The organism is Streptomyces sp. NPDC001744, assembly GCF_042892575.1.
GTDB lineage: Bacteria > Actinomycetota > Actinomycetes > Streptomycetales > Streptomycetaceae > Streptomyces.
In genome coordinates, this window is record NZ_JBIAUG010000024.1 from 40788 (window position 1) to 61792 (window position 21005).

The 21005-nt window shown below is 73.6% G+C and carries 18 protein-coding genes and 1 pseudogene; 8 read left to right on the top strand and 11 right to left on the bottom strand.

Going from position 1 to position 21005, the window contains the following annotated elements; all coding sequences use genetic code 11:
* Positions 1-150: 150 nt before the first annotated feature.
* From ACFYZY_RS25145 to ACFYZY_RS25160, 4 genes are all read right to left on the bottom strand, one after another.
* Complete coding sequence (locus ACFYZY_RS25145; protein ID WP_388698152.1) at positions 151-3300, bottom strand: SAV_2336 N-terminal domain-related protein; 3150 nt, start codon at positions 3298-3300, stop codon at positions 151-153.
* A 7-nt stretch (positions 3301-3307) separates the two neighbouring features.
* A complete protein-coding gene (locus ACFYZY_RS25150; protein ID WP_388698154.1) occupies positions 3308-4324 on the bottom strand; it encodes an AAA family ATPase in 1017 nt (338 codons plus the stop codon).
* Positions 4325-4445: 121 nt separating this feature from the next.
* A complete protein-coding gene (locus ACFYZY_RS25155) occupies positions 4446-6491 on the bottom strand; it encodes a trypsin-like peptidase domain-containing protein (RefSeq protein WP_388698157.1) in 2046 nt (681 codons plus the stop codon).
* Positions 6488-7051, bottom strand: coding sequence for a CU044_2847 family protein (locus tag ACFYZY_RS25160; protein WP_388698159.1), 564 nt, complete (start codon positions 7049-7051; stop codon positions 6488-6490). The genes ACFYZY_RS25155 and ACFYZY_RS25160 overlap by 4 nt, the downstream gene beginning before the upstream one ends.
* 109 nt (positions 7052-7160) lie before the next feature.
* On the opposite strand from ACFYZY_RS25160, the gene ACFYZY_RS25165 reads away from it, so the two are divergent.
* Positions 7161-7343, top strand: coding sequence for a DUF6104 family protein (locus ACFYZY_RS25165; protein WP_003961784.1), 183 nt, complete (start codon positions 7161-7163; stop codon positions 7341-7343).
* Positions 7344-7481: 138 nt separating this feature from the next.
* On the opposite strand, the gene ACFYZY_RS25170 is transcribed toward ACFYZY_RS25165, so the two are convergent.
* On the bottom strand, positions 7482-8336 hold the full coding sequence (locus tag ACFYZY_RS25170; RefSeq protein ID WP_388698162.1) for a hypothetical protein: 855 nt from the start codon (positions 8334-8336) through the stop codon (positions 7482-7484).
* Between the two features lie 149 nt (positions 8337-8485).
* Between ACFYZY_RS25170 and ACFYZY_RS25175 the strand changes: the two genes are divergently transcribed.
* Both ACFYZY_RS25175 and ACFYZY_RS25180 read left to right on the top strand, forming a co-directional pair.
* Positions 8486-9388, top strand: a complete 903-nt coding sequence (locus tag ACFYZY_RS25175; RefSeq protein ID WP_388698165.1) for a DUF4097 domain-containing protein — start codon at positions 8486-8488, stop codon at positions 9386-9388.
* A 1-nt stretch (position 9389) separates the two neighbouring features.
* Positions 9390-10328, top strand: a complete 939-nt coding sequence (locus ACFYZY_RS25180; RefSeq protein ID WP_388698168.1) for a helix-turn-helix transcriptional regulator — start codon at positions 9390-9392, stop codon at positions 10326-10328.
* Between the two features lie 21 nt (positions 10329-10349).
* Here the strand turns inward: ACFYZY_RS25180 and ACFYZY_RS25185 are convergent, their stop codons facing one another.
* The 3 genes from ACFYZY_RS25185 to ACFYZY_RS25195 form a co-directional block, all read right to left on the bottom strand.
* Positions 10350-11723 (bottom strand): cellulase family glycosylhydrolase, encoded by a 1374-nt coding sequence (locus ACFYZY_RS25185; protein WP_388698306.1) that lies wholly within the window; start codon positions 11721-11723, stop codon positions 10350-10352.
* Between the two features lie 180 nt (positions 11724-11903).
* Positions 11904-12869, bottom strand: a complete 966-nt coding sequence (locus tag ACFYZY_RS25190; RefSeq protein ID WP_388698171.1) for a zinc-binding dehydrogenase — start codon at positions 12867-12869, stop codon at positions 11904-11906.
* Between the two features lie 386 nt (positions 12870-13255).
* The gene (locus ACFYZY_RS25195) at positions 13256-14467 is read right to left on the bottom strand and encodes an NADP-dependent malic enzyme (RefSeq protein WP_388698173.1); all 1212 of its coding nucleotides are present in this window, start codon (positions 14465-14467) and stop codon (positions 13256-13258) included.
* A gap of 537 nt (positions 14468-15004) precedes the next feature.
* On the opposite strand from ACFYZY_RS25195, the gene ACFYZY_RS25200 reads away from it, so the two are divergent.
* The 3 genes from ACFYZY_RS25200 to ACFYZY_RS25210 are packed head-to-tail and all read left to right on the top strand — an operon-like array spanning position 15005 to position 17721.
* A complete protein-coding gene (locus ACFYZY_RS25200; RefSeq protein WP_388698176.1) occupies positions 15005-15964 on the top strand; it encodes an ABC transporter substrate-binding protein in 960 nt (319 codons plus the stop codon).
* Between the two features lie 45 nt (positions 15965-16009).
* Positions 16010-16957, top strand: coding sequence for an amino acid ABC transporter permease (locus ACFYZY_RS25205; RefSeq protein WP_388698179.1), 948 nt, complete (start codon positions 16010-16012; stop codon positions 16955-16957).
* Complete coding sequence (locus ACFYZY_RS25210) at positions 16954-17721, top strand: amino acid ABC transporter ATP-binding protein (protein ID WP_388698182.1); 768 nt, start codon at positions 16954-16956, stop codon at positions 17719-17721. Before ACFYZY_RS25205 ends, ACFYZY_RS25210 begins: the two co-directional genes overlap by 4 nt.
* 61 nt (positions 17722-17782) lie before the next feature.
* On the opposite strand, the gene ACFYZY_RS25215 is transcribed toward ACFYZY_RS25210, so the two are convergent.
* Positions 17783-18532 (bottom strand): class I SAM-dependent methyltransferase, encoded by a 750-nt coding sequence (locus tag ACFYZY_RS25215; protein WP_388698185.1) that lies wholly within the window; start codon positions 18530-18532, stop codon positions 17783-17785.
* A gap of 94 nt (positions 18533-18626) precedes the next feature.
* On the opposite strand from ACFYZY_RS25215, the gene ACFYZY_RS25220 reads away from it, so the two are divergent.
* Positions 18627-19256, top strand: a complete 630-nt coding sequence (locus tag ACFYZY_RS25220; RefSeq protein ID WP_388698187.1) for a CGNR zinc finger domain-containing protein — start codon at positions 18627-18629, stop codon at positions 19254-19256.
* Here the strand turns inward: ACFYZY_RS25220 and sodX are convergent.
* Positions 19160-19594, bottom strand: a complete 435-nt coding sequence (gene sodX, locus ACFYZY_RS25225; protein WP_388698190.1) for a nickel-type superoxide dismutase maturation protease — start codon at positions 19592-19594, stop codon at positions 19160-19162. The two genes, ACFYZY_RS25220 and sodX, sit on opposite strands and share 97 nt — an antisense overlap.
* Positions 19595-19766: 172 nt before the next feature.
* On the opposite strand from sodX, the gene sodN reads away from it, so the two are divergent.
* On the top strand, positions 19767-20162 hold the full coding sequence (gene sodN / locus ACFYZY_RS25230) for a superoxide dismutase, Ni (protein ID WP_030207400.1): 396 nt from the start codon (positions 19767-19769) through the stop codon (positions 20160-20162).
* Positions 20163-20239: 77 nt separating this feature from the next.
* Here the strand turns inward: sodN and ACFYZY_RS25235 are convergent.
* Positions 20240-20848, bottom strand: a pseudogene (locus tag ACFYZY_RS25235) (SulP family inorganic anion transporter); the annotation flags it as partial.
* Between the last annotated feature and the right edge of the window lie 157 nt (positions 20849-21005).

Consider the following 21005-nt stretch of genomic DNA (forward strand, 5'->3'; position numbering starts at 1 on the left):
ACCGGCGCCTGTCCCCCACGGTCGTAGCGGCGCAGCGGTTCTTCCCGACGCCACCGGACCGGAAACCCTTTCGATTCAACTGCGGCCATGTGCGCCCCCGTCGTCCGGCCGTCCGGGAGGGGCCCGCCGGACGGCGTCCCCGCGACCCCCTCACGTGGCACCGCCCCAGGCCCACCAGGGCGGCATGACGGCGCGTCGCTCCTCGTCGGACCTCCTCCCGTGCCCCCCGTCCGTCGTCCTCCCGGCCTCCTCCAGCAGGCTCCTGGTCCGCTCCACGTCGGCCCGGTCCACCTCCACGAGGAACCCCGCGAGCCGGCTCCACCGTGCGGCGGCGGTGCGCAGCGCGGCCCTGGCCCGGCCCGGACGGTCCATCAGGAGGAGGACGGCTCCCTGCCCGTGGAACGCGCGGGCGCCCGTGACCGTGCCCGGATCGTCGCCGTGGGCGGCGCGGGACTCCTCCCCCGCGTTGCGGTAGGCGGCGAGCGCGTCGCCGATCACGCCGTCCCGTCCCGTTTCGGCCAGTTCGAGCCTCACCCGTCCGAGCTGCAGCCAGATCTCGGCACGCTCCCCCGGGTCGGCGGTGCCCCGCAGGGCCTGTTCCAGGAGGTGGCGGCTCTCGAAGAGGTCGGGCAGGAAACCGGCCCGGTGGAAGCGGAGGGCGAGCACGCTGCCGATGAGGGCCCGGGCCCCGGCCCGTTCGGGCGCGTCGGCGGGCAGCCGGGTGAGGGCTTCGCGCAGGACCCCCTCGGCCCGGTCGACGGGGCCCGTGCCGGTGTCGGCGGTGGCGCGGCGCAGCAGGGATCCGCCCCAGGTCAGCAGGGTCAGGCCGCGTTGTCCGCTGTCGGCGGGGGCGAGCAGGGTGGCCTCCTCGTACGCCGCGTCGGCGGCGGCCCCGTCACCGGCCGCGTCGTACAGCCGGGCGCGGGCGGTGGTGAAGCGGAGCCGCAGGGCGCGTCCGTCGCCGAGGAGGTGTTCGGCGCGGTCGAGGACGGGGGCGACGCGGTCCGGCCCGGCCCCGGCGAGGCGCAGGGCGTCGGCGAGGTCCAGGAGGACGACGGCGCTCTCCCGGAGGCCGAGGGCGGCGGTGAGCTCCGCCGCGGCGGCGTCGCCGTCGCCCCGGGCCAGGAGCAGCCGGCCCCGGCGCAGGTGGAGGGTGTGGCGGGTGGTCCCGGGCCAGCGCTCCGGAGGCTCCGCGAGGGCGGCGAGGGCGGCGTCGAGGTGGCCGGGGTCGTCGGTGTCGCGCCACAGCGCGTGGTGGACGACGGCGAGTTCCAGCCGGGCCTCGGCCCACGCCTCGTCGCCGGGTACGGCCAGTTCCCCGGCCCGTACGAGGGTGTCGGCGGCCCGTCCGAGGAGTTCCGCGCGCCGGCCGGAGCGCCGGGCGGCCGCGGTGTCGGCCTCCGCGAGGAGGACGCGGGCGAGGACGATCCGGGCCTCGACGGGTTCGGCGGGCAGGGCGGCCTCGGCGCGCTCGCGCGCGTCGGTGAGGAGGGCCGGGTCGGACTGGCCGCGGCCCTGTCCGAGGAGGCGGCGGGCCTCGGTGAGCGGGTCGGGGGTGATCAGGTCGGGGTGGTAGAAGCGGAGCACGCGCGCGGGGATGCGGGCGAAGAGTTCCGTCTCGACGCCTTCGGGGCCGGGGGGTTCGTCGGTCGCGTCGGGCGGGGCGGGCCGTCCGGGGCCGTGCCCGGTCCCGGCCTCCGGGGCCTCCCCGGCCTCCGCCCCGGCCAGGCGGGCGGCGGCGAGCGCCGGGAAGTTGCGCGTGCCCTGGCCGAAATTGCGCTCCACGTAGGCGGAGCAGTGTTTGAGGACGAGGGCGGCGGCGCTGGGGTCGAGCGACCCGAGGAGGTGCCGCTGGATGCCCGGCGGATAACTGAAGCAGGGGTACGGGGTGGGGCCCGGCAGGCGGCGCAGGAGCCCGCTGAGCAGGACCTCGGCCAGTTCCATGGGGCCGGTGTCCGGGAGCATGGCGCGCTGCACGAGCTGCATGACGGGCAGGGACAGGGGCGCGGCGGCGAGGTGGACGGCGAGCCGGAGCGCGCCGGGCGAGGCGCCCGCCCGGAAGGAGCGGAGGAGTTCTTCCTCGCCGCGCGGCGGGCGGGGGGCGCGCGCGCCGGCCGTTCCGCGCGCCCCGGGGGTCTCGGGATCGAGCCAGGCGGCCCAGCCGCGTACGGCGTCGCCGCCGTGGCCGGTGTGGAGCCGGGTCCAGGAGTCGAACGCCTCGGGGGTCGGGGTGAGGACGGGGACGGCGCGGCGGCCGGGGTCGGGGGCGGCCCAGGGGTCGTCGTCGGAGCGGAAGGCGGGGTGGCCGCCGGGGGTCGCGGAGCGCCGGAAGGTGCCGGGCTCGGCGGGGAGCGCGGTACGGGGCCAGAGGCGCGGCGGCAGGGGCTGGACGAGGGCGAGCGGGGTGTGGCGGGGCCACTGGCGCAGGAGGCGCTGGGCGGCGCCGCGCTGCCAGAGGGGCCCGACGCAGTCGCTGACGACGAGGGTGAGCCGGCGGCCCGTGGGGTCGTGGAGCTGGTCGACCGGGCGCAGCCGGGGCCGGCCGTCGGCTCCGGAGGTGGTGGTGACGAGCGGGGGCCCGTCGCCGGTGTCGTACAGGCGGTGCACCTGGACGTCCCGGAAGGCGCCGGACTGCTGGCACGCCTGGCGGAGTTCCTCGACCATCCGGCTCCAGACGACCATGGCGGGCCCGGTGTCCATGAGGAGCTGGATGTCGGGGCGGCGGCCGGCGGCGGGGCGCAGGACGGGGGTGAGGATGCCGGCGGCGGCGCTGCGTTCGGCGGTGGCCTCCTCGTCCAGGGTGCCCTCGCCGGGGCGGTGCGGCGCGGGGGCGTAGCCGCGCAGGGGACGCAGGGCCTTCTGGAGGCCGAGGAGTCCGGGCAGGGCGTTGGCGCCGGGGGCGCGGACGGGCAGGACGGCACCGCGTTCCGCGCGCACCGCGCCGCCGCGCGCGCCGGGGGCCCCGGCCTCCATGTGCAGCGCCACGGAGTCGCGGGCGGGGCCGGGCCGGGTGTCCTCGCCCGGGGCCGTCCCGTCCTCCCGGGCCCCTCCGCCCGCCTCCCCCGGGGGATCGCCCCTCGTCGCGGAACCGTCCGCGTCCCGTGCCGCCGGCGGCTCGTTCCGGTCGCCGGCGCCGTCCTCGCGCGCCCCGGGCGGCGGCGCGGCCTCGTCCGGGGTGCCCGGTGGGGGCCCGGGAAGCCAGCGGGCCAGCCAGAGGGCGTCCGCGATGTCCTCGGCGGTCGGTTCCCGGCCGCCGGCCCGCAGTCTGCGGGCGAGTTCCTCCAGGTGCGGCCGGCGCATCCGGTCATCACCTCGGCTGATCGAGCGGTTGCATGAGCATGTCCGCGATGCGTTCCCTGGTGACCCGTTCGGCGCGGGAGGCGTGCTGGGTCAGGTAGAGGGCGTTGAGGAGCTGGTCGGTGGCGATCACCTCGCCGGGCTCGCGGTCGAGGAAGCGCCGGACGAGGTTCCGCTCCCCTTCGCCGGCGGCGGCCTCGGCACCGAGGTGGGCCTCGATCATGGCGCCGAGCTGCTCCTCGCCGGGCGGTTCGAGCTCCAGGCGGATGCAGCGGCGCAACAGGGCGGCGGGGAAGTCCCGCTCGCCGTTGGAGGTGAGGACGATGAAGGGGAAGGTGGTGCAGCGGACCCGGCCGCCGAGGACGCGCACCTTGCGCCCGTCGTCGCTCAGGACCTCGACGACGGGCTCCCGGTCGGCGAGCCGCTCCAGCTCGGGGATGGCGAACTCGCCCTCCTCCAGGGCGTTCAGGAGGTCGTTCGGCAGGTCGAGGTCGCTCTTGTCGAGTTCGTCGATGAGCAGGACGCGGGGCTGTTCGGAGGGGAGCAGCGCGGTGCCGAGCGGTCCGAGCCGGATGTACGACCCGATGCCGGCCGGGGTCGCGGCGGCGGAGCCGGTCGATTCGGGCCGGGCGCGCTCCAGCTGGACGTCCTGGAGGCGGCCGATGGCGTCGTACCGGTAGAGGCCGTCCTGGAGGGTGGTGCGGCTGACGATCGGCCAGCGGAGCACGCGCCCGAGGCCCAGTTCGTGGGCGACGGCGTGGGCGAGGGTGGACTTGCCGGTGCCGGGGTTGCCGGTGACGAGGAGCGGTCGCCGCAGGTACAGGGCGGCGTTGACCGCGTCGGTCTCGGCGGGCCGGGGGTGGTGGTTCTGGACGAGCCTGCGGCGGACGCCGAGCCTCCGGTCGGAACCGGCCAGGGTGTCGTCCGCGCCACCAGCCGAGAAGTCGCGCCAGGGCGGCGGGGCGGGCAGGCGCCGTATCCCGTCGTGCGGGAGACCGGCACCACGGTAGATCCGCCAATCGTTCACGATGGACTCCTCCTGGCTGTGGTGTCGATGCCGGGCCCGTCGAAGGTACCGTCCGGGGGCGGTCCCTGCCGGTGCCCGTTCCGGACGGATCGCGGTGCCGTCGTCCCGCTGTTCGCCGCGGTCACTGTTCCCCCTCGCCGAGCAGGGGCGGGGCCTCCAGGCGTCCGCCGTGCGGGGGCCGGTCGGGCGGGTCGAGGAGGACGGCGATGTTCTCGGCCCACGCGTAGGCGGCCCGTGCCTCGGGTCCCGCCGCCCGGTCCGGCGCGCGGGTGCGCAGGGAGCGGACCGGGCCGCACACGCCCCGGGCGGTGGCGGCGTCCGCGAGCAGCCGGTCGGCCCGCTCGTGGAACTCCGCGCAGTCGGTGTGGTCGTGGGCGCCGGTCCGCCAGAGGGCCAGCGGATGGCCGGCGGCCAGGGCCGCGTTCATGGCCATGAGCCCGTCGCCGCTGCCGACCGGGCCGCAGTGGACGGGGACGGCGCCGCCCTCGGCGTCGCGCAGCCGGTCGTACGTCTCCGCCCAGGTCTCCCGGCGTACGCGGGCGGTGTGGGCGTCCGGGCCCGCGCCGGGCACCTCGGCGCGCAGCGGAACCGCGCGCAGCGGCCCGCGCTCTCCCGCCGCCCAGCGCTCGCGCCATTCGGGGGCCGGTTCGCGGCCGTGGCGGCGGGCGTCGCGGATGACCACGATCCGGCGCTGTCCGAGGGTGGTCGCCCAGGCGTCCTCGGGCCCCTGGGGCGGTTCGAGCCGCCAGGTGTCGAGGGGTTCGTCGAAGAGTTCACGCGGCAGCACCGCCTCCACGGCCGCCAGGTGCGGCCCGCTGTCGCCGCGCCGCAGGGCGTCCGCGAGCGGTTCGCGCAGGGTCTCCCGGAGCGCGGCCCGCTCGACGCCCCGGTCGTCGCAGTGGAGCGGGCTGACGGTGTGTCCGTCCAGGAGGAGCTTGACCCGCCACGGGTAGCGCCGGTCGTAGCGGGGGGTGTCGATCTCCAGGAGGACGTCGGCACGCGCGCGGGGTTCGCGTACGGAGAGGGGCGTCCGGCGGCCGGGGCCGACGAGCCCCTGGATCTCGCGCCGGAGGTGGCGGTCGGCGTCGCCCGACTCGTCGACGATCCAGCGGGTGAGGGCGGTGGTGTCGGCCCGCTCGCCGTACCGCTCGGAGACGTGCCGGACGACGTGGGCCGCGTACAGGAGGACGGCGTCGAGGTCGAGGTCGCGGACGCCGTCCCCGCGGGGCGTGCGCAGGCCCCGGAGGAGTCCGGCGCCCTCGCTCCAGGTGCGCGGGTCGTCCTCCAGGGCGTCGGGCAGGTCGTCGTCCCTGATCCACGCCTTGACCCGGTCGATCAGGTCCATGATCTCGCCGGGCGCGGTGGGGGCGGGGAGCTCCGCGAAGTGTCCGTACAGCTGGGTGCGCAGACCGGGGCTGACGCCGTGGGGGACGGGCAGCAGCCGCTGCGCGCGGGTCCAGTCGGGGCGGTCGTCGAGCGAGCGGTACCGGGCGAGGTGGTGGCGGTCGTGGGCGCGCAGCGCCTCGCCCATGGCCTCGCCCCCGGGGAGGTCGTGGAGCCGGCGCAGGGCGGTGACGGGGACGACGGCGCCGCCGTCGCGCCCGCGTCCCTTGTTGAGGCCGACGACGGCGCCCTGGGCGAGGTCCACGACGGGGCCGCCGGAACAGCCCTCGACGGGCATGACCCAGTCGGTGACGAGGGCCTGTCCGTCGCTGCCGATCAGGGTGCCCCGGACGTGGCGGACGCCGAGCTCGCCGGTCTCCCGGGACCAGCCGTGCAGGCCGACGGCGGCCGGCGGGACGGGCGGGCGTTCGCCGAGGCGCACGCAGGACGCCTTCTGCGTGCCGGGCACCCGGAGCAGCGCGACGTCGGGGAAGGCCCACCGGTCGGGCGGGTCCTCGGGGCGGTCGGGGCGCGGCAGGGCGAGCACGACGGTGCCGGTGGCCTCGTGGGTCTTCTTCCCGTCCTCCCACGTGATGCCGACGGCCGGCTCGCTCCTCCACACCGCGCTTCCCCCCTCGGCCACGACATGGGCGCAGGTCAGCACCCAGCCGGGGGCGATGAAGAAGCCGGTGCCCCAGTACCGGTCGCCGTGCGGGTCATACCCGTCACCGGGCGCGGCGATGCGTACCAGTGCGGGGCGCACGAGAGCGTCGAAGGCGCTCATGCCGGCCCGTCGGCCGCCGGACGCGCGCGCGGAGCGCTGTCGGGGGAGGTGTCCTCCGCGTCCGGGGTGCGGGGCGGCGGGACGGCCGGGGGCGTGCGCGGGGCGGGGGGCACGGGTGGCGCCGGGGGCGCGTCCGGCGTCCGGCGCGCGGGTGCGGCGCCGGTGCCCGTGGCGGCGGGGCGCGTTCCGGTTTCCGGCGCGTTTTCCGGTGCGGCTCCCGGTGCGGCTCCCGGTCCCGGTTCGGTCCAGGTGAGGGAGACGTTGACGGAGGCGGTGCCCGACCCGTCCGCGAGGACCCCGATCACCTTGCCCGACTGCGCGGACAGTTCGATGCCGAAGCTGACGGCGACCTCCACGGGGCCCCGGGGTTCGAGCCCGGCGCGCAGCGAGCCGACCACCCCGCGCACGATGTCCGTGAGCCCCCCGGCCATCGAGACCACCCGGTCCCTGACGCCGGTGTCCTGGAACCCGCCGCCCCTGCCGAGCTCCTCCGCGTCGCGGACCCGGGCCCACACGGGCGTGCCGTCCTCCAGCCGAATCCGAGCGATCCCATGTGCCACAGCGGCCCCCGCTCCCCGAAGCGATGTTGGATCCAGAAGGCTAATCGGTGGGTCCGACGGGCGACAGGGGGACGGCGGGGACGGTGGGGCCACGACCTATCCTGATCGCATGTACTTCACCGACCGTGGCATCGAGGAACTGGAGAAGCGGCGAGGCGAGGAGGAGGTCACCTTCGAGTGGCTCGCCGAGCAGCTGCGGACGTTCGTCGACCTCAACCCCGACTTCGAGGTGCCCGTCGAGCGCCTCGCGACCTGGCTGGCCCGTCTGGACGACGAGGACGAGGACGAGTAGGGGCGAACGGGCACCCGCCGGACGCGCCGGGCGGCGATGACGGCTTCCCCGCCGTACGGCCGCCGCCGCGTGCCGGCGGGCACGGTCCGGGGGCTCGCGGTCACCGCTCCCGCAGCCGGCCGCAGGCGAGTCCGGCGGTCACCGCTCCCGCAGCCGGCCGCAGGCGAGTCCGAGCGCGCCGTGGACGACGAGCAGGGCACCGGCCGTCGCCCATCCGCCGCTGCGCCGGGCGGCTCCCCAGAGCAGCAGCGGCACCCCCGCCACGAGCTGCGCCCCGCCCAGGAGGCGCGCCCCGGGGCCGCGCGGGTACGAGCCGAGGGGCCCTTCCTCCATCGCGTCGAGTTCGGCGCGCACGGCGTCGCTCCTCCGGACCCCCGGTCTCGTCCGGGTGGAGGAGGAACCGTCGGCGGGCCCTCCGAGCGGCTCGGCCCCGTGCGCGAGGGCGACGGAGCGGAGCCGGTCGGCGCTGTCGCCGGGGGTGAGGCCGGCGGGCAGGTCGAGTCCGGTGCGGGCGAGGACCGCGACGACCCCGACGAGCCTGCGGTGGGCGTCGGCCTCCGGGTCGGGCTCGGTGAGCGGTTCGAGCGCCTGCACGTCGAGGACGGGGTCGAGGGCGAGCCGGGCGGCGAAGGTGCGCATGGCCTCGTCCTCGCCGACGGGGGTGCCGTCCGCGAGCCAGGTGTAGCCGACCGTGCGGCGGAAACCGGCGGCGAGGGTGAATCCGGCCCGGTCGCTGTCCCACCACAGCGCGACGACGGGCCAGGCGACGGCCGAGACGGCGAGGGCGGTCGCCCAGCCGGTGACGACCCGTTCGACGGGTTCCCCGCCGTGCAGCCAGGGCTTCCCCTCCGGTACGAGCACGCTCCAGCCCGCGCCGGCGGGGGTGAGGAGCACTTCTTCCCGGAGCAGCCGGGCCGGGGGCCTGGCCGCCGGGGGATCGGCACGGCAGAGCAGCAGCGCCCCGGCGGGGCTCGGTCCGGACGTCGCGTTCATGTCCCCAAACTAGGACAGTTCACCCGCTTGAAGGGGTGATTGACCCTCCCGCCTCAGGGAAGAGTCGGGGTTGACTTCACCGAACCGCGATATATCGTGTCCATCGAGAAACGCGATATGTCGCACCGCCGATACGGGAGGTCAGCACCATGACAGAGTGGTCCGTCACCGAGCCGACGAAACTGACGCCGACCGACCCCGTGACGCGCCTGCGGGTCCGCATCGTCAACGGCACGGTGAACGTGGTGGGGACGGACGAGGACTCCGCCCGCGTGGAGATCTCGGAGATCGAGGGCCCGCCGCTGATCGTGACGCAGGACGGCTCCACCCTGACCGTGAGCTACGAGGACCTCCACTGGAAGAACATCCTCAAGTGGCTCGACCGCAAGGAGCACCGGCGCCGGGCCGTCGTCTCCGTCGCCGTCCCCGCGGGAACCGACGTCGAGGTGGGCGTGGTCGGCGCCGAGGCCGTCGTCTCCGGCGTCGGCGGGCGTACGGAGGTGCGGGGCGTCAGCGGAGACACCACCCTCCTCGGCCTCTCCGGCCCGGTCCGCGCCGAGAGCGTCTCGGGGAACCTGGAGGCGCAGTCGGTCACGGGCCCCCTGCGGGCCAACTCCGTGACCGGGGACGTGACGGTGATCGAGGGCGCCGGCGGCTCCGTGAAGGCGGAGACGGTCAGCGGCGACATGGTGGTCGACCTCGGCCCGGCCGGATTCGACGGGCCGCCCGCCGACATCCGGCTCACCAGCGTCTCCGGCGAGGTCGCCGTCCGGCTTCCGCACCCGGCCGACGCCCGGGTCGAGGCGAGCACCACGAGCGGCTCCGTGTCGAACGCCTTCGAGGACCTGCGCGTGGGGGGCCAGTGGGGGGCCAAGACCGTCACCGGCACCCTCGGTTCGGGCCGGGGCACGCTCAAGGCCACCACCCTCTCCGGCTCCATCGCCCTGCTCCGCCGGCCCGAGTCGGACGAGGACGCCTACACCGCCGCTTCCTCCACGCCTTCCCCGGATTCCCCCGCTTCCCCCGCTTCCCCGACCGGAAAGGTGCTCTGACATGCCGCCCGTCTTCGCCCACGGCCGCCTGCGCCTCTACCTGCTCAAGCTGCTCGACGAGGCGCCCCGCCACGGCTACGAGGTGATCAGGCTCCTGGAGGAGCGATTCCAGGGGCTGTACGCCCCCTCGGCCGGCACGGTCTACCCGCGCCTGGCCAAGCTGGAGGCCGAGGGCCTCGTCACCCACGCCAGCGAGGGGGGCCGGAAGGTCTACTCGATCACCGACGCGGGCCGTGCCGAACTGGCCGGGCGCGGCGCCGAACTGGACGACCTGGAGCGGGAGATCCGCGAGTCGGTGTCGGAGCTGGCGGCGGAGATCCGCGACGACGTGCGCGGTGCGGCCGGCCGGGTCCGCAGCGAGATGCGCGCGGCGGCCGGCCGGGCCCGGACGCCCGAGACCTCCTCGTTCGCCGACACCAAGGAGGAGCTGCACCGGATCAAGCAGGAGTGGAAGCGGCAGGCCCGCGAGGCCCACGAGGAGGCCCGGTCGGCGCGCCACCAGGCGAAGGAGTTCCAGCGGATCGCCCAGCAGGTCCAGAAAGAGGTCCAGGACCGCTTCTCGCGGGGCGACTGGCCCACGGGGGTCTGGGAGGGCGTCTCCACCATCACGGCCCAGCTCGGTGACCTGGTGACGGGCACGACCCACCCGAAGGCCGCCGCCCCGGGGACCACCGCGCCGGAGCCGCCGTCCACGACGGTCCCGGCCGACGCTCCCGCCGACGGCCGGGCCGGCGAGGTGCCGGAGTGGGCGCGGGACACGGAGGGCACCGGTGACCCGGTGCGCGACCTCGACCGGCTCCTCGACCGCTTCCGCGACGAGATCCGGGACGCGGCCCGCGACCACGGGGTGTCCGGGAACCAGCTGGCCGAGACCCGTCGCCACCTCTCGGCGGCGGCGCTCCGGATCACGGACCTGCTGCGCCCCGGAGCGAAGAAGTGAGGAGACCGGCCGGGCCCCGGGTCAGCGCCGGGTGACCGTGACCGTCACCCGGGCGCCCGGGGCCGCGAGGACCCGGGCCCTGCCCTTCTCCTCACGGAGGACGAGGGCCGCGCCCCCGGCCGTCACCCGCCAGTCGCCGGGCGGCAGGGAGAGCTCGGTGACCCGGGAGCCGCGCGGCCCGGCGGCGTCGTACGACAGGCGGTAGACCCCGGCCTCCCGGTCGTACGCGGTGGAGCGAATGCGGCCCGCGACCGCCTCGGCGTACGGCTCGGCGGTCAGCTCCTTGTTGGTGCGGAAGGCCCCGGAGCCGTCGACCGCGCAGTAGCCGCCGCCGTAGCACCACACGTAGCCCGCCCAGCCGGAGCCGTACCGGCCGAGGGAGGCCATCGCCTCGCGGTAGAAGCGGTTCATGTGCGGCAGGGTGTTGTTGAGCGGGCCCCACTCCCCCACCACCACGGGCACCTTGTACTCCTTGGGGTACAGGGTGACGGCCCGCTCGTAGGTCTCGATCCAGCCGGCGGCGGGGTCGTAGTCGGCGCCCGCCTCCATGCCGGTGTTGTAGAAGTGCGGGGCGTAGACGACCTTCGGGTCGTGGATCCGGCCCAGCCCGGTGGGCACGCCCTCGCCCACGATCGGAGTCGGTTCGACGAAGATCCAGGCGTCGCGGTCGGCCCGGCGGACGGCGTCCGCGAGCCGGTTGTACAGGGGAGTGAGCTGGTCCCGTTCGATGCGCCGGGCCGCCGTCGCCAGGTCCTCGCCCTCCCGGACCTCCCCCATCGGCTCGTTGATCAGGTCGTAGCCGAGAACGGCCGGATGGTCGCCGAAGCGGTCGGCGAGCAGCCGCCACATGCGGGCCTGGGCGCGCCTGAGGTCCTCGTCCTCGTACAGGTGGGTGAAGGCCCGCTGGACGGCGGGCTCGAAGTACTCGGAGAACCAGTCGTCCGGGCGCGGGGTGAAGGGCAGCCCGTCGGTCCTGGTCGCCCAGGCGGGGATGCCGCGGTGACCGAACGCGGGGCCGAAGACGTCCTGGTGGGCATCGAGGAGGACCTTGACGTCGTGCTTCTCGGCCCAGTCCAGGATCCGCCCGATCTTCCGCAGGTAATCCTGGCTGTACCGGCCGGGCCGGGGTTCCAGGTCGTCCCAGAAGACCAGGAGGCGGGCGAAGTTGAAGCCCTTGGCCCGCATGTCGCGGAAGTGCTTCTCGGTGACGGCGGAGAGGGCGGCGTCGCCGCGGTTCGCCTTGTCCTCGACGTTCCAGCCGCGCAGGGTGAGGACGCGGCCGCGGTCGTCGGTGAGGACCGGTATCCCGTCCGCCGGGGACTCCCCGGCACGAGCGGCGGTGCCGGCACGAGCGGTGGCGGTGGCGCCGGCATGGGCGGTGGTGGGGGCGAGCAGGGCGGCGAGGACCACGCCCGCCGCCAGGATCGAGCGGCGGACGGGAAGCGCGCGGCGTGAGGGGCGCGGGGAGGGCGGGGGAGACGACGGGGGTGCGGGAACCACGGGGAGCACGGGAAACCTCCGGCACGACGGTGTGTTCGCGGTGCCGGAGATCCCATCAGTCGGCCCGACGGCACATCAAGAGGTCGTGAGCACGATCTTTCCGAAGAGTTCGCCGGAGGCCATCTTCTCGAAGCCCTCCCTGGCCCGGTCCAGCGGCAGGACCTCGTCGATCACCGGCCGGACGCCGGTGGCCGCGCAGAACGACAGCAGGTCCTCCAGCTCGTCCTTGGAGCCCATCGTGGAGCCGACGACCTTCAGCTCCAGGAAGAAGATCCGGGTCAGCTCGGCGTGCGAGGGGCGGTCCCCGCTCGTGGCGCCCGAGATGACGAGCGTGCCGCCCGGACGCAGCGACTTGACCGAGTGCGACCAGGTCGCGGCGCCGACGGTCTCGATGACCGCGTCCACCCGCCGGGGAAGCCGCGCGCCCGGCTCGTACGCCTCGACGGCGCCCAGCTCGACGGCCCGTTCGCGCTTCGCCTCGTCCCGGCTGGTGGCGAAGACCCGCAGGCCGGCCGCCTTGCCGAGGACGATCGCGGCGGTGGCCACGCCGCCGCCCGCGCCCTGCACGAGGATCGAGTCCCCGGGCCGTACCCCGGCGTTGGTGAAGAGCATGCGGTAGGCGGTCAGCCAGGCGGTGGGCAGACAGGCGGCCTCCTCGAAGGAGAGCTGCGCGGGCTTGGGCAGCACGTTCCAGCGGGGGACGGTCACCTGCTCGGCGAAGGTGCCCTGGTAGCGCTCGGTGAGGATGGACCGGGGCTCGTCCGGGCCGACGCCGTGACCCGTCTGGCCGATCACGGAGTGCAGGACGACCTCGTTGCCGTCCTCGTCGATGCCCGAGGCGTCGCAGCCGAGGATCATCGGCAGCTTCTCCTCGGGCAGCCCCACCCCGCGCAGCGACCACAGGTCGTGGTGGTTGAGCGAGGCGGCCCTGACGGTGACGGTGGTCCATCCGTCCCGTGCGCCGGGCGCGGGGCGTTCGCCCAACTCAAGTCCGTTCAGCGGCTGGTCACGATCGATTCGGGCAGCATAGGCAGCGAACATGGCCCCGACCCTAGGGGGCCGCGGGCCGACGGGGGAACCGCCCTCCGGTGTGACCCGTGTCGCCCGTCCGCCCCGAACGGCCGGCCCGGTGCGGCCCCACGCGCCCGGAGACCCGGACGGCACACACCCGGACAACCCCTGACGCGCGCCCGGACCACCCCGGCACCCGTCCGCCCATGCGCCCGTCCGGGCGGCCGGGCCGCGCCTCCGGCCGGACCGGGCCCCGCGTACCCGAAAGGGCCCTGCCCCGATCCGCGGAACGGATCGGAACAGGGCCCTCCGGCGTGCGGGCGGCCGTACCCGCACCGCGCCGTCGCCGGTCCGGTTCCGGAACCCGTACCCGTACGCGCACACGTACGGATACCGGCCCCGGCGCCGGAGACGCGTCAGCGGCGGGCGACGCCCTCGGCGCGGGCGGCGGCGGCGACCGCGGCCGCGACGGCCGGGGCGACCCGCTCGTCGAACGGCGACGGGATGACGCAGTCGGCGGCGAGCTGGTCGCCGACCACGTCCGCGATCGCGTCGGCCGCGGCGATCTTCATGCCCTCGGTGATCCGGGAGGCCCGGACCTGGAGCGCGCCGGCGAAGATGCCCGGGAACGCGAGGACGTTGTTGATCTGGTTCGGGTAGTCCGAACGGCCGGTCGCCACGACGGCCGCGTACTTGTGCGCGACGTCGGGGTGGACCTCGGGGTTCGGGTTGGCCATGGCGAACACGAAGGAGTTCGGGGCCATGGCGGCGACCGCCGCCTCGGGGACCGTACCGCCGGAGACGCCGATGAAGACGTCCGCGCCGGCCAGGGCGCTCTCCAGGGAGCCGGTCAGGCCGGCCCTGTTGGTGAGTTCGGCGATCTCGCGCTTGACGTCCGTGAGGTCCTCGCGGTCGCGGCTGACGATGCCCTTGCGGTCGGCGACGCAGACGTCGCCGAGACCGGCCTCCAGGAGGAACTTCGCGATGGCGACCCCGGCCGCGCCGGCGCCGGAGATGACGCCGCGCAGGTCTCCGAGGGTCCGGCCGGTCAGCTTCGCCGCGTTGCGCAGGGCGGCGAGGGTGACGATGGCGGTGCCGTGCTGGTCGTCGTGGAAGACCGGGATGTCGAGGCGCTCCTGGAGCTTGCGCTCGATCTCGAAGCACCGCGGGGCCGAGATGTCCTCCAGGTTCACTCCGCCGAAGGACGGGGCGAGCCGGACGACGGTCTCGACGATCTCGTCGGTGTCGGTGGTGGCGAGGGCGAGCGGGACCGCGTCCACGCCGCCGAACTGCTTGAAGAGGATGGCCTTCCCCTCCATGACCGGGAGGGATGCCTCCGGGCCGATGTCGCCGAGGCCGAGCACCGCCGTGCCGTCGGTCACGACCGCGACGACCTGGGACTTCCAGGTGTAGTCGTTGACCAGCTCGGGCTGCTCGGCGATCGCGGTGCACACCTTGGCGACGCCGGGCGTGTACGCGAGGGACAGGTCGTCCCTGTCCCGCAGGGGGACGGTGGCCTGCACGGCCATCTTGCCGCCCCGGTGGAGGGCGAAGACAGGATCGAAGGGCTCTTCGGGAGCTCCTTCCGTACCGCTGTCATTGCGAGGATTGACGATCTCCGCTGCCATTGGGTTGACCCCTTAAGTCTGTTTCATTTGAGGGTGGCCGCTCCCGGTTGAGGAGGGGTGGGGAGGCACCGCAGCCGCCTTGTCGGGCAGCCGCTCGGGCACGCCGCACAACGCGCCCTGAGCCCCGGATGAGGGGTGTAAGGGTCCTTCTTACCGGACGGACGGCGCCGCGGACGAGTCCATGACCGCTCGGTGACGCGACTCATACCGAGTGCATCCGGACGGGGACGGAGAGCGACACGTCACACGATGTCCCGATAGATGCGCTCCCTCTCCGATTGACGCCTTTCCTCTCGTCCGGATAGCGAGATGGAAAGGAGATTCTTCGGCATGGAGAGAGATGTCCCGAAGAAGATCCGGCCCGGAGGGACCGGCCTGTCGGCTTCCGGGGGTCACCCGTTATCCGATTTTGACATCCGAGGCCGCCTTTTCGGGGCAGTCCGAATGGCAAGATGCCGTAATCGCACAAGGCCACGACACTCAAAGGTGAGTACGTGGCCGTCTGGCACCCCCCTCACACGCCGGAGGAACCCGACCATGACCGCACGCTCCACGCGCTGTACGACCGCCGCCAAGACCCGCACCTCCCGTCTTGCCGCGGTCACCGCCCTCGCGGTCGCCGGCTCCATGCTGCTGACCGCCTGCGGTGACCAGACCGAGAGCGGTACGACGAAGGAGGGCGGCTCGTCCTCCAACGCGGCCCCCCTCTTCTCGAAGCTGCCCGAGAAGATCCGGAAGGCCGGCGTCATCAAGGTCGGCACGGACGCCTCCTACGCCCCGATGGAGTTCACCGAGGGCGGGAAGATCGTCGGTGTCGACCCGGACATAGCCCAGGCCCTCGGGAAGCAGCTGGGCGTCAGGTTCGAGTTCGTCTCGGGCACCTTCGACGGCCTGATCACCTCGATCTACTCCGGCCGCCAGGACCTGGTCATGTCCTCGATGACGGACAACAAGAAGCGCCAGGAGGGCCTGGACGACAACGGGAAGAAGATCGGCAAGGGCATCGACTTCGTCGACTACTTCAGCTCCGGCGTCTCCCTCCTGGTCAAGAAGGGCAACCCGCAGGGCGTCAACTCCCTCGACGACCTCTGCGGCAAGACCGTGGCCGTCCAGCGCGGCACGATCTACGAGGACACCTTCAAGGCGCAGGCCGCCAAGTGCGGCGACAAGAAGCTGACCATCCAGGCGTTCGACAGCGACGCCGAGGCGCAGACCCGCGTCAAGGCGGGCGGCGCGGTCGCCGACCTGAACGACTACCCGGTCGCCGCGTACATCGCGAAGACCTCGGGCGGCGGCAAGGACTTCGAGGTCGTCGGCAGCCAGAGCGACGTCGGCCTCTTCGGCATCGGCGTCTCGAAGGAGAACACCCAGCTCCGGGACGCGGTCAAGGAAGCGCTCGACGCGATCATCAAGGACGGCTCCTACGCGCAGGTCCTGAAGAAGTGGGACGTCGAGGACAGCGCGGTCAAGTCGGCCACGATCAACGCGGGCAAGTGACCGCCCCGCTCCACTGCCTCCCCGCTCCACTGAAGGGCAGTCGTCATGACTGACAAGATCCGCAAGGACCCGGCCGCCGCTCCGGCCGGGTCCGGCGCCACGGGCGTCCCGTACGAGGCGATCAAGGCCGTTCCCGTACGGCACTACGGGCGCTGGGTCAGCGCCGTGGTGGTCGTCGCCCTCCTCGGCTGGCTCGCCTACGCCTTCTCCCAGGGCAACATCATCTGGGCCACGGTGTGGGACAAGCTGTTCGACACCTCGGTCCTCAGCGGCCTGTGGTCCACGGTGCTCATCAGCGTCGCCTCCATGGCACTGGGCCTGGTCCTCGGCGTCCTCTTCGCCGTGATGCGGCTCTCCAGGAACCCGGTCACCGGTGCGGTGGCCTGGCTCTACATCTGGTTCTTCCGCGGCACGCCGGTCTACGTGCAGCTGCTCGTCTGGTTCAACCTGTCGCTGATCTTCCAGTACATCGACCTCGGGCCGGTCTACAAGAACGAGACCGTGGACGTCATGACGCCGTTCATGGTGGCCCTGCTCGGCCTCGGCCTGAACGAGGGCGCCTACATGGCGGAGATCGTCCGGGCCGGCATCCAGTCGGTGGACGAGGGCCAGACCGAGGCGGCGCACGCGCTGGGCATGTCCCAGGCGAAGACGATGCGCCGGATCGTGCTGCCGCAGGCCATGCGGGTGATCGTGCCGCCGACGGGCAACGAGTTCATCAACATGCTCAAGACCTCGTCGCTGGTCTCGGCCGTGCAGTACACCGAGCTGCTGCGGGCCTCCTCGAACATCGGCAACACGGCCGGCGCCGTGATGGAGATGCTCTTCGTCGCCTCCCTCTGGTACCTGGCGCTGACCAGCGTCTTCAGCGTCGGCCAGTACTACCTGGAGCGCCGTTTCTCCCGCGGTTCCACGCGCAGCCTGCCGCCCACCCCCTGGCAGCGGGTCCGTGCGAACCTGACCACCTTCAAGCGATCGGCGGTGACCGGATGACCGGCGAGCCCATGGTCAAGGCCGAAGGCGTCCACAAGTCCTACGGCGCCGCCCACATCCTCCGCGGCATCGACCTGGAGGTGCGCAACGGCGAGGTGTTCTGCCTCGTCGGCCCCTCGGGATCCGGCAAGTCGACCTTCCTGCGCTGCATCAACCACCTGGAGCGGATCGACGCCGGGCGGCTCTCGGTCGACGGGCAGCTGGTGGGCTACCGCCAGAAGGGCGACAGGCTCCACGAGCTGAAGGACGGCGAGGTCGCGCTCCAGCGCCGCGACATCGGCATGGTCTTCCAGCGCTTCAACCTCTTCCCGCACATGACGGCCCTGGCCAACGTCATGGAGGCGCCCATCCAGGTGAAGAACGAGTCGAAGGCGGTGGCGCGCGAACGCGCCGAGCGCCTGCTCGACCGGGTCGGCCTGCGGGACAAGACGGGCAACTACCCCTCGCAGCTCTCCGGCGGCCAGCAGCAGCGCGTGGCCATCGCCCGCGCGCTGGCGATGGAGCCGAAGCTGATGCTCTTCGACGAGCCGACCTCGGCGCTCGACCCGGAGCTGGTGGGCGACGTCCTCGACGTCATGCGGGACCTGGCCAATTCGGGCATGACGATGATCGTCGTCACGCACGAGATGGGCTTCGCCCGCGAGGTCGGCGACTCGCTGGTCTTCATGGACGGCGGCGTGGTGGTCGAGTCGGGCGACCCGCGCGAGGTCCTGGGCAACCCGCAGCACGACCGGACGAAGGCGTTCCTGTCCAAGGTGCTGTAGGGCGCGTGGGAAGGGGCGGTACGGGAATCCCGTACCGCCCCTTCCCCGTTCCCGTCCCCGGCTACTTCACGGCGAGGAGCAGGGTGTCGGAGGGCGAGGCCCAGACGGCCCGGGCCTCGCCGAAGCCGGCGGCGCGAAGGGCGTCGGCGTGCCAGCGCGGGGAGGGCGTGTCGCCGTCGGCGTGCTCGCCGTAGATCTCGAAACGGCGGGCGGTGGGCCCGGCCAGGACGGGGTCCTTCGCGGCGAGGGCCCACCAGTCGGCCCAGTCGAGGACCCCGGCGGCCTTCTCGCGGTCCATCCGGGCGTGCCGCCACGCGCGCTCGGCGGCGTTGATCCGGGGCGTGGTCCCGTCGATCATGTGGTCGGCGTTCATGAAGACGCCACCGTCGCGGACGAGACCGGCGATCCGCCCGTAGAGGGCCGCGAGGGGTTCGCTGTGGAGCCAGTGCAGGGCGGTGGCGGTGAGGACCGCGTCGTACGAGTCGTACGGCAGGGCCGCGGCCCACTCCGGGTCCTTGAGATCGGCGGTCACGAAGGTGACGCGCCGGTCGTCCGCGAAGTACCCCTCGGCGATGGCGAGGAGGGCGGGATCGAGATCGACACCCGTGGCGGTCGCCTCCGGGAACCGCCGGAGGAGCCGATCCGTGATACTTCCCGTACCGCACGCGAGGTCGAGGACGCGGGGCTCCGGCCCCACCAGCGCCTCGGTCATGTCGAGCATCACGCGGAACCGCTCCTCGCGGTCCGGCATGTACCACTCCTGCTGACGGTCCCAGCTCTGCTGCCAGGCCGCCCAGTCGGTTCCGGTCATCGCCGTACCCTCCCCTCTTCGTAATACCCTCGAAGGGGAAACAGCCGTTACCCCTTCCGCCCGTGACCCTAGCCCGCCGAAGTAAGGACTACAAGTGGAACTGGCCCATTACTCGGATTTCGCCGTGCGCCTGGTCAACACCGAGGAGCCGACCCGGGGCAAGGACTCCCTCACCTCCGTGGAGGCGGTCCGGGACCTCTTCGGCGCGGCCTCCCAGATGGCCCGCCGGGTCACCGAGGCGGACCTGCCCCGCTTCCGGACGGTACGGTCCCGGCTGCGGGCGGTCTTCACCGCGGCCGACGAGGGCGACCACACGGGCGCCGTCGACCTGCTCAACTCGCTCCTCCTGGAGTTCCCGGTCAGCCCCCAGATCTCGGGCCACGACTTCCTCGACGAGGAGGGCCGCCCCCGGTGGCACATGCACCTCGCCGATCACTCCTCGAACGCGACCACGGGGTACGCGGCCATCTGCGCGATGGGGCTCGCCTTCCACCTGACCGAGTTCGGCGCGGACCGGCTCGGCCTGTGCCAGGCGGCGCCCTGCCGCAACGCGTACCTGGACACCTCCACCAACCGCTCCCGGCGCTACTGTTCGGACCGCTGCGCGACCCGCGCCAACGTGGCCGCCTACCGGGCCCGCAAACGCCGGGAGGCCGAACTCGCGGACCCCACCGGCCTGACCGCCGAGACCAGCCAGGAGAGCACCGTCCCGGCCGAACGCTGACGCCCCGGCGTCACCGGCCGGTACCGCGCCCGCACCCTCCCGAGCACCAGTTCGGGCGGTACGGCTCCGAAGACCCGGCTGTCCCCCTCCGCGTCCGGGTTGTCGCCCAGCACCCACCAGCCGCCGTCGCGTCGCTCGATCAGCCGTTTCACGATGAGCAGATCCTGCTGGAGCGGATGGCGCAGCACGGCGACGCTCCCGGGCCGCAGCCGCCCCCCGTAGTGCACGAGCAGCCGGTCGCCGTGGAGCAGCGTGGGCACCATCGACACCCCCGTCACCTCGGCGACCCCGAACGGAGCCCCGGCTTCGCCCGCCGGTTCCCGCCCCGTTTCCCTCATCACGACACCTCCCGGCCGGACCGCGCGCACCCGCGCGTCCGCTCGTACACTCGCCCACGAGTCCCGCGGCGCCCCCGGACTTTTGACCTAAGCCCCAGGGGCGCCCGCGAAAACGCCCTTCTCACCGAGTAATGTCCCACCTGAGAAGACGATCACGAGGAAGGACGGCTCAATGCTCTCCCGCCTGTTTGCCCCCAAGGTGAAGGTCAGCGCCCACTGCGACCTCCCGTGCGGCGTGTACGACCCGGCCCAGGCCCGCATCGAGGCCGAGTCCGTCAAGGCTGTCCAGGAGAAGTACCAGGCCAACGAGGACCCGCACTTCCGGGCCCGCGCCACGGTCATCAAGGAGCAGCGCGCGGAGCTCGCCAAGCACCACGTCTCGGTGCTCTGGAGCGACTACTTCAAGGCCCCGCACTTCGAGAAGTACCCCGAGCTCAACCAGCTGGTCAACGACACCCTGAAGGCCCTCTCGGCCGCCAAGGCGTCGACGGACCCGAAGACGGGCGAGAAGGCGCTGGAGCTCATCGCCGAGATCGACCGCATCTTCTGGGAGACCAAGAAGGCCTGACCTTCCGTCCCCGCTCCGAAGGGGTGCGACCGCTCGCCGGTCGCACCCCTTCGGGCTTTCTGGGAGGCGGATGGGACGCCGGTGACCCGGTAGACCACCATCCCGTCGTCGGGGCCGGGCTCCGGGGTGACCTCGGCGAGGTGGGCGACGCGCCTGGCGAAGACGACCATGGCGGTGACGGAACCGACGACGCCGACGGCGAGGTTGTGGGTGGCGATCACGCAGGCGACGGTCACGAGCATGACCACGGTCTCGCCGACGGGCACGCGCCTGAGGGTCTTCGGGGCGATGGAGTGCCAGTCTAAGGTCGCGAACGACACCATCCCCATGACGGCGACGAGGGCCTCCATGGGGATGTTCGAGACGACCTGCCCGAAGGCGACGCACAGCACCATCAGGAACGCGCCCGCGAGGAACGTGGACAGCCGGGTGCGGGCGCCGGAGACCTTCACGTTGATCATCGTCCGGCCGATCATGGCGCAGCCGCCCATGCCTCCGAAGAAGCCGGTCACGATGTTGGCGATGCCCTGGCCGACGGATACGCGGGTCTTGTTCGAGCGGGTGTCGGTGATGTCGTCGCCCAGTTTGGCGGTCATCAGCGACTCCATCAGGCCGACCAGCGCCATGGCGAACGCGTACGGGACGACGGTGGTCAGCGTGTCGAGGGTGAACGGCACGTCCGGCAGTGGTCGCGCGCCCCGGCGCCGTACGGACCCCCGGCCCCGCCCGTGAAGACCACCGGGTGTCCCCCTGTCCCCGTCCGCACCCGGTCCGCGGGGCGGTGGGGGCGTCAGCTGTTCGGGGCGGCGAGGAGGTGTCCGGACGAGCCGCCCGCCCCGGCCC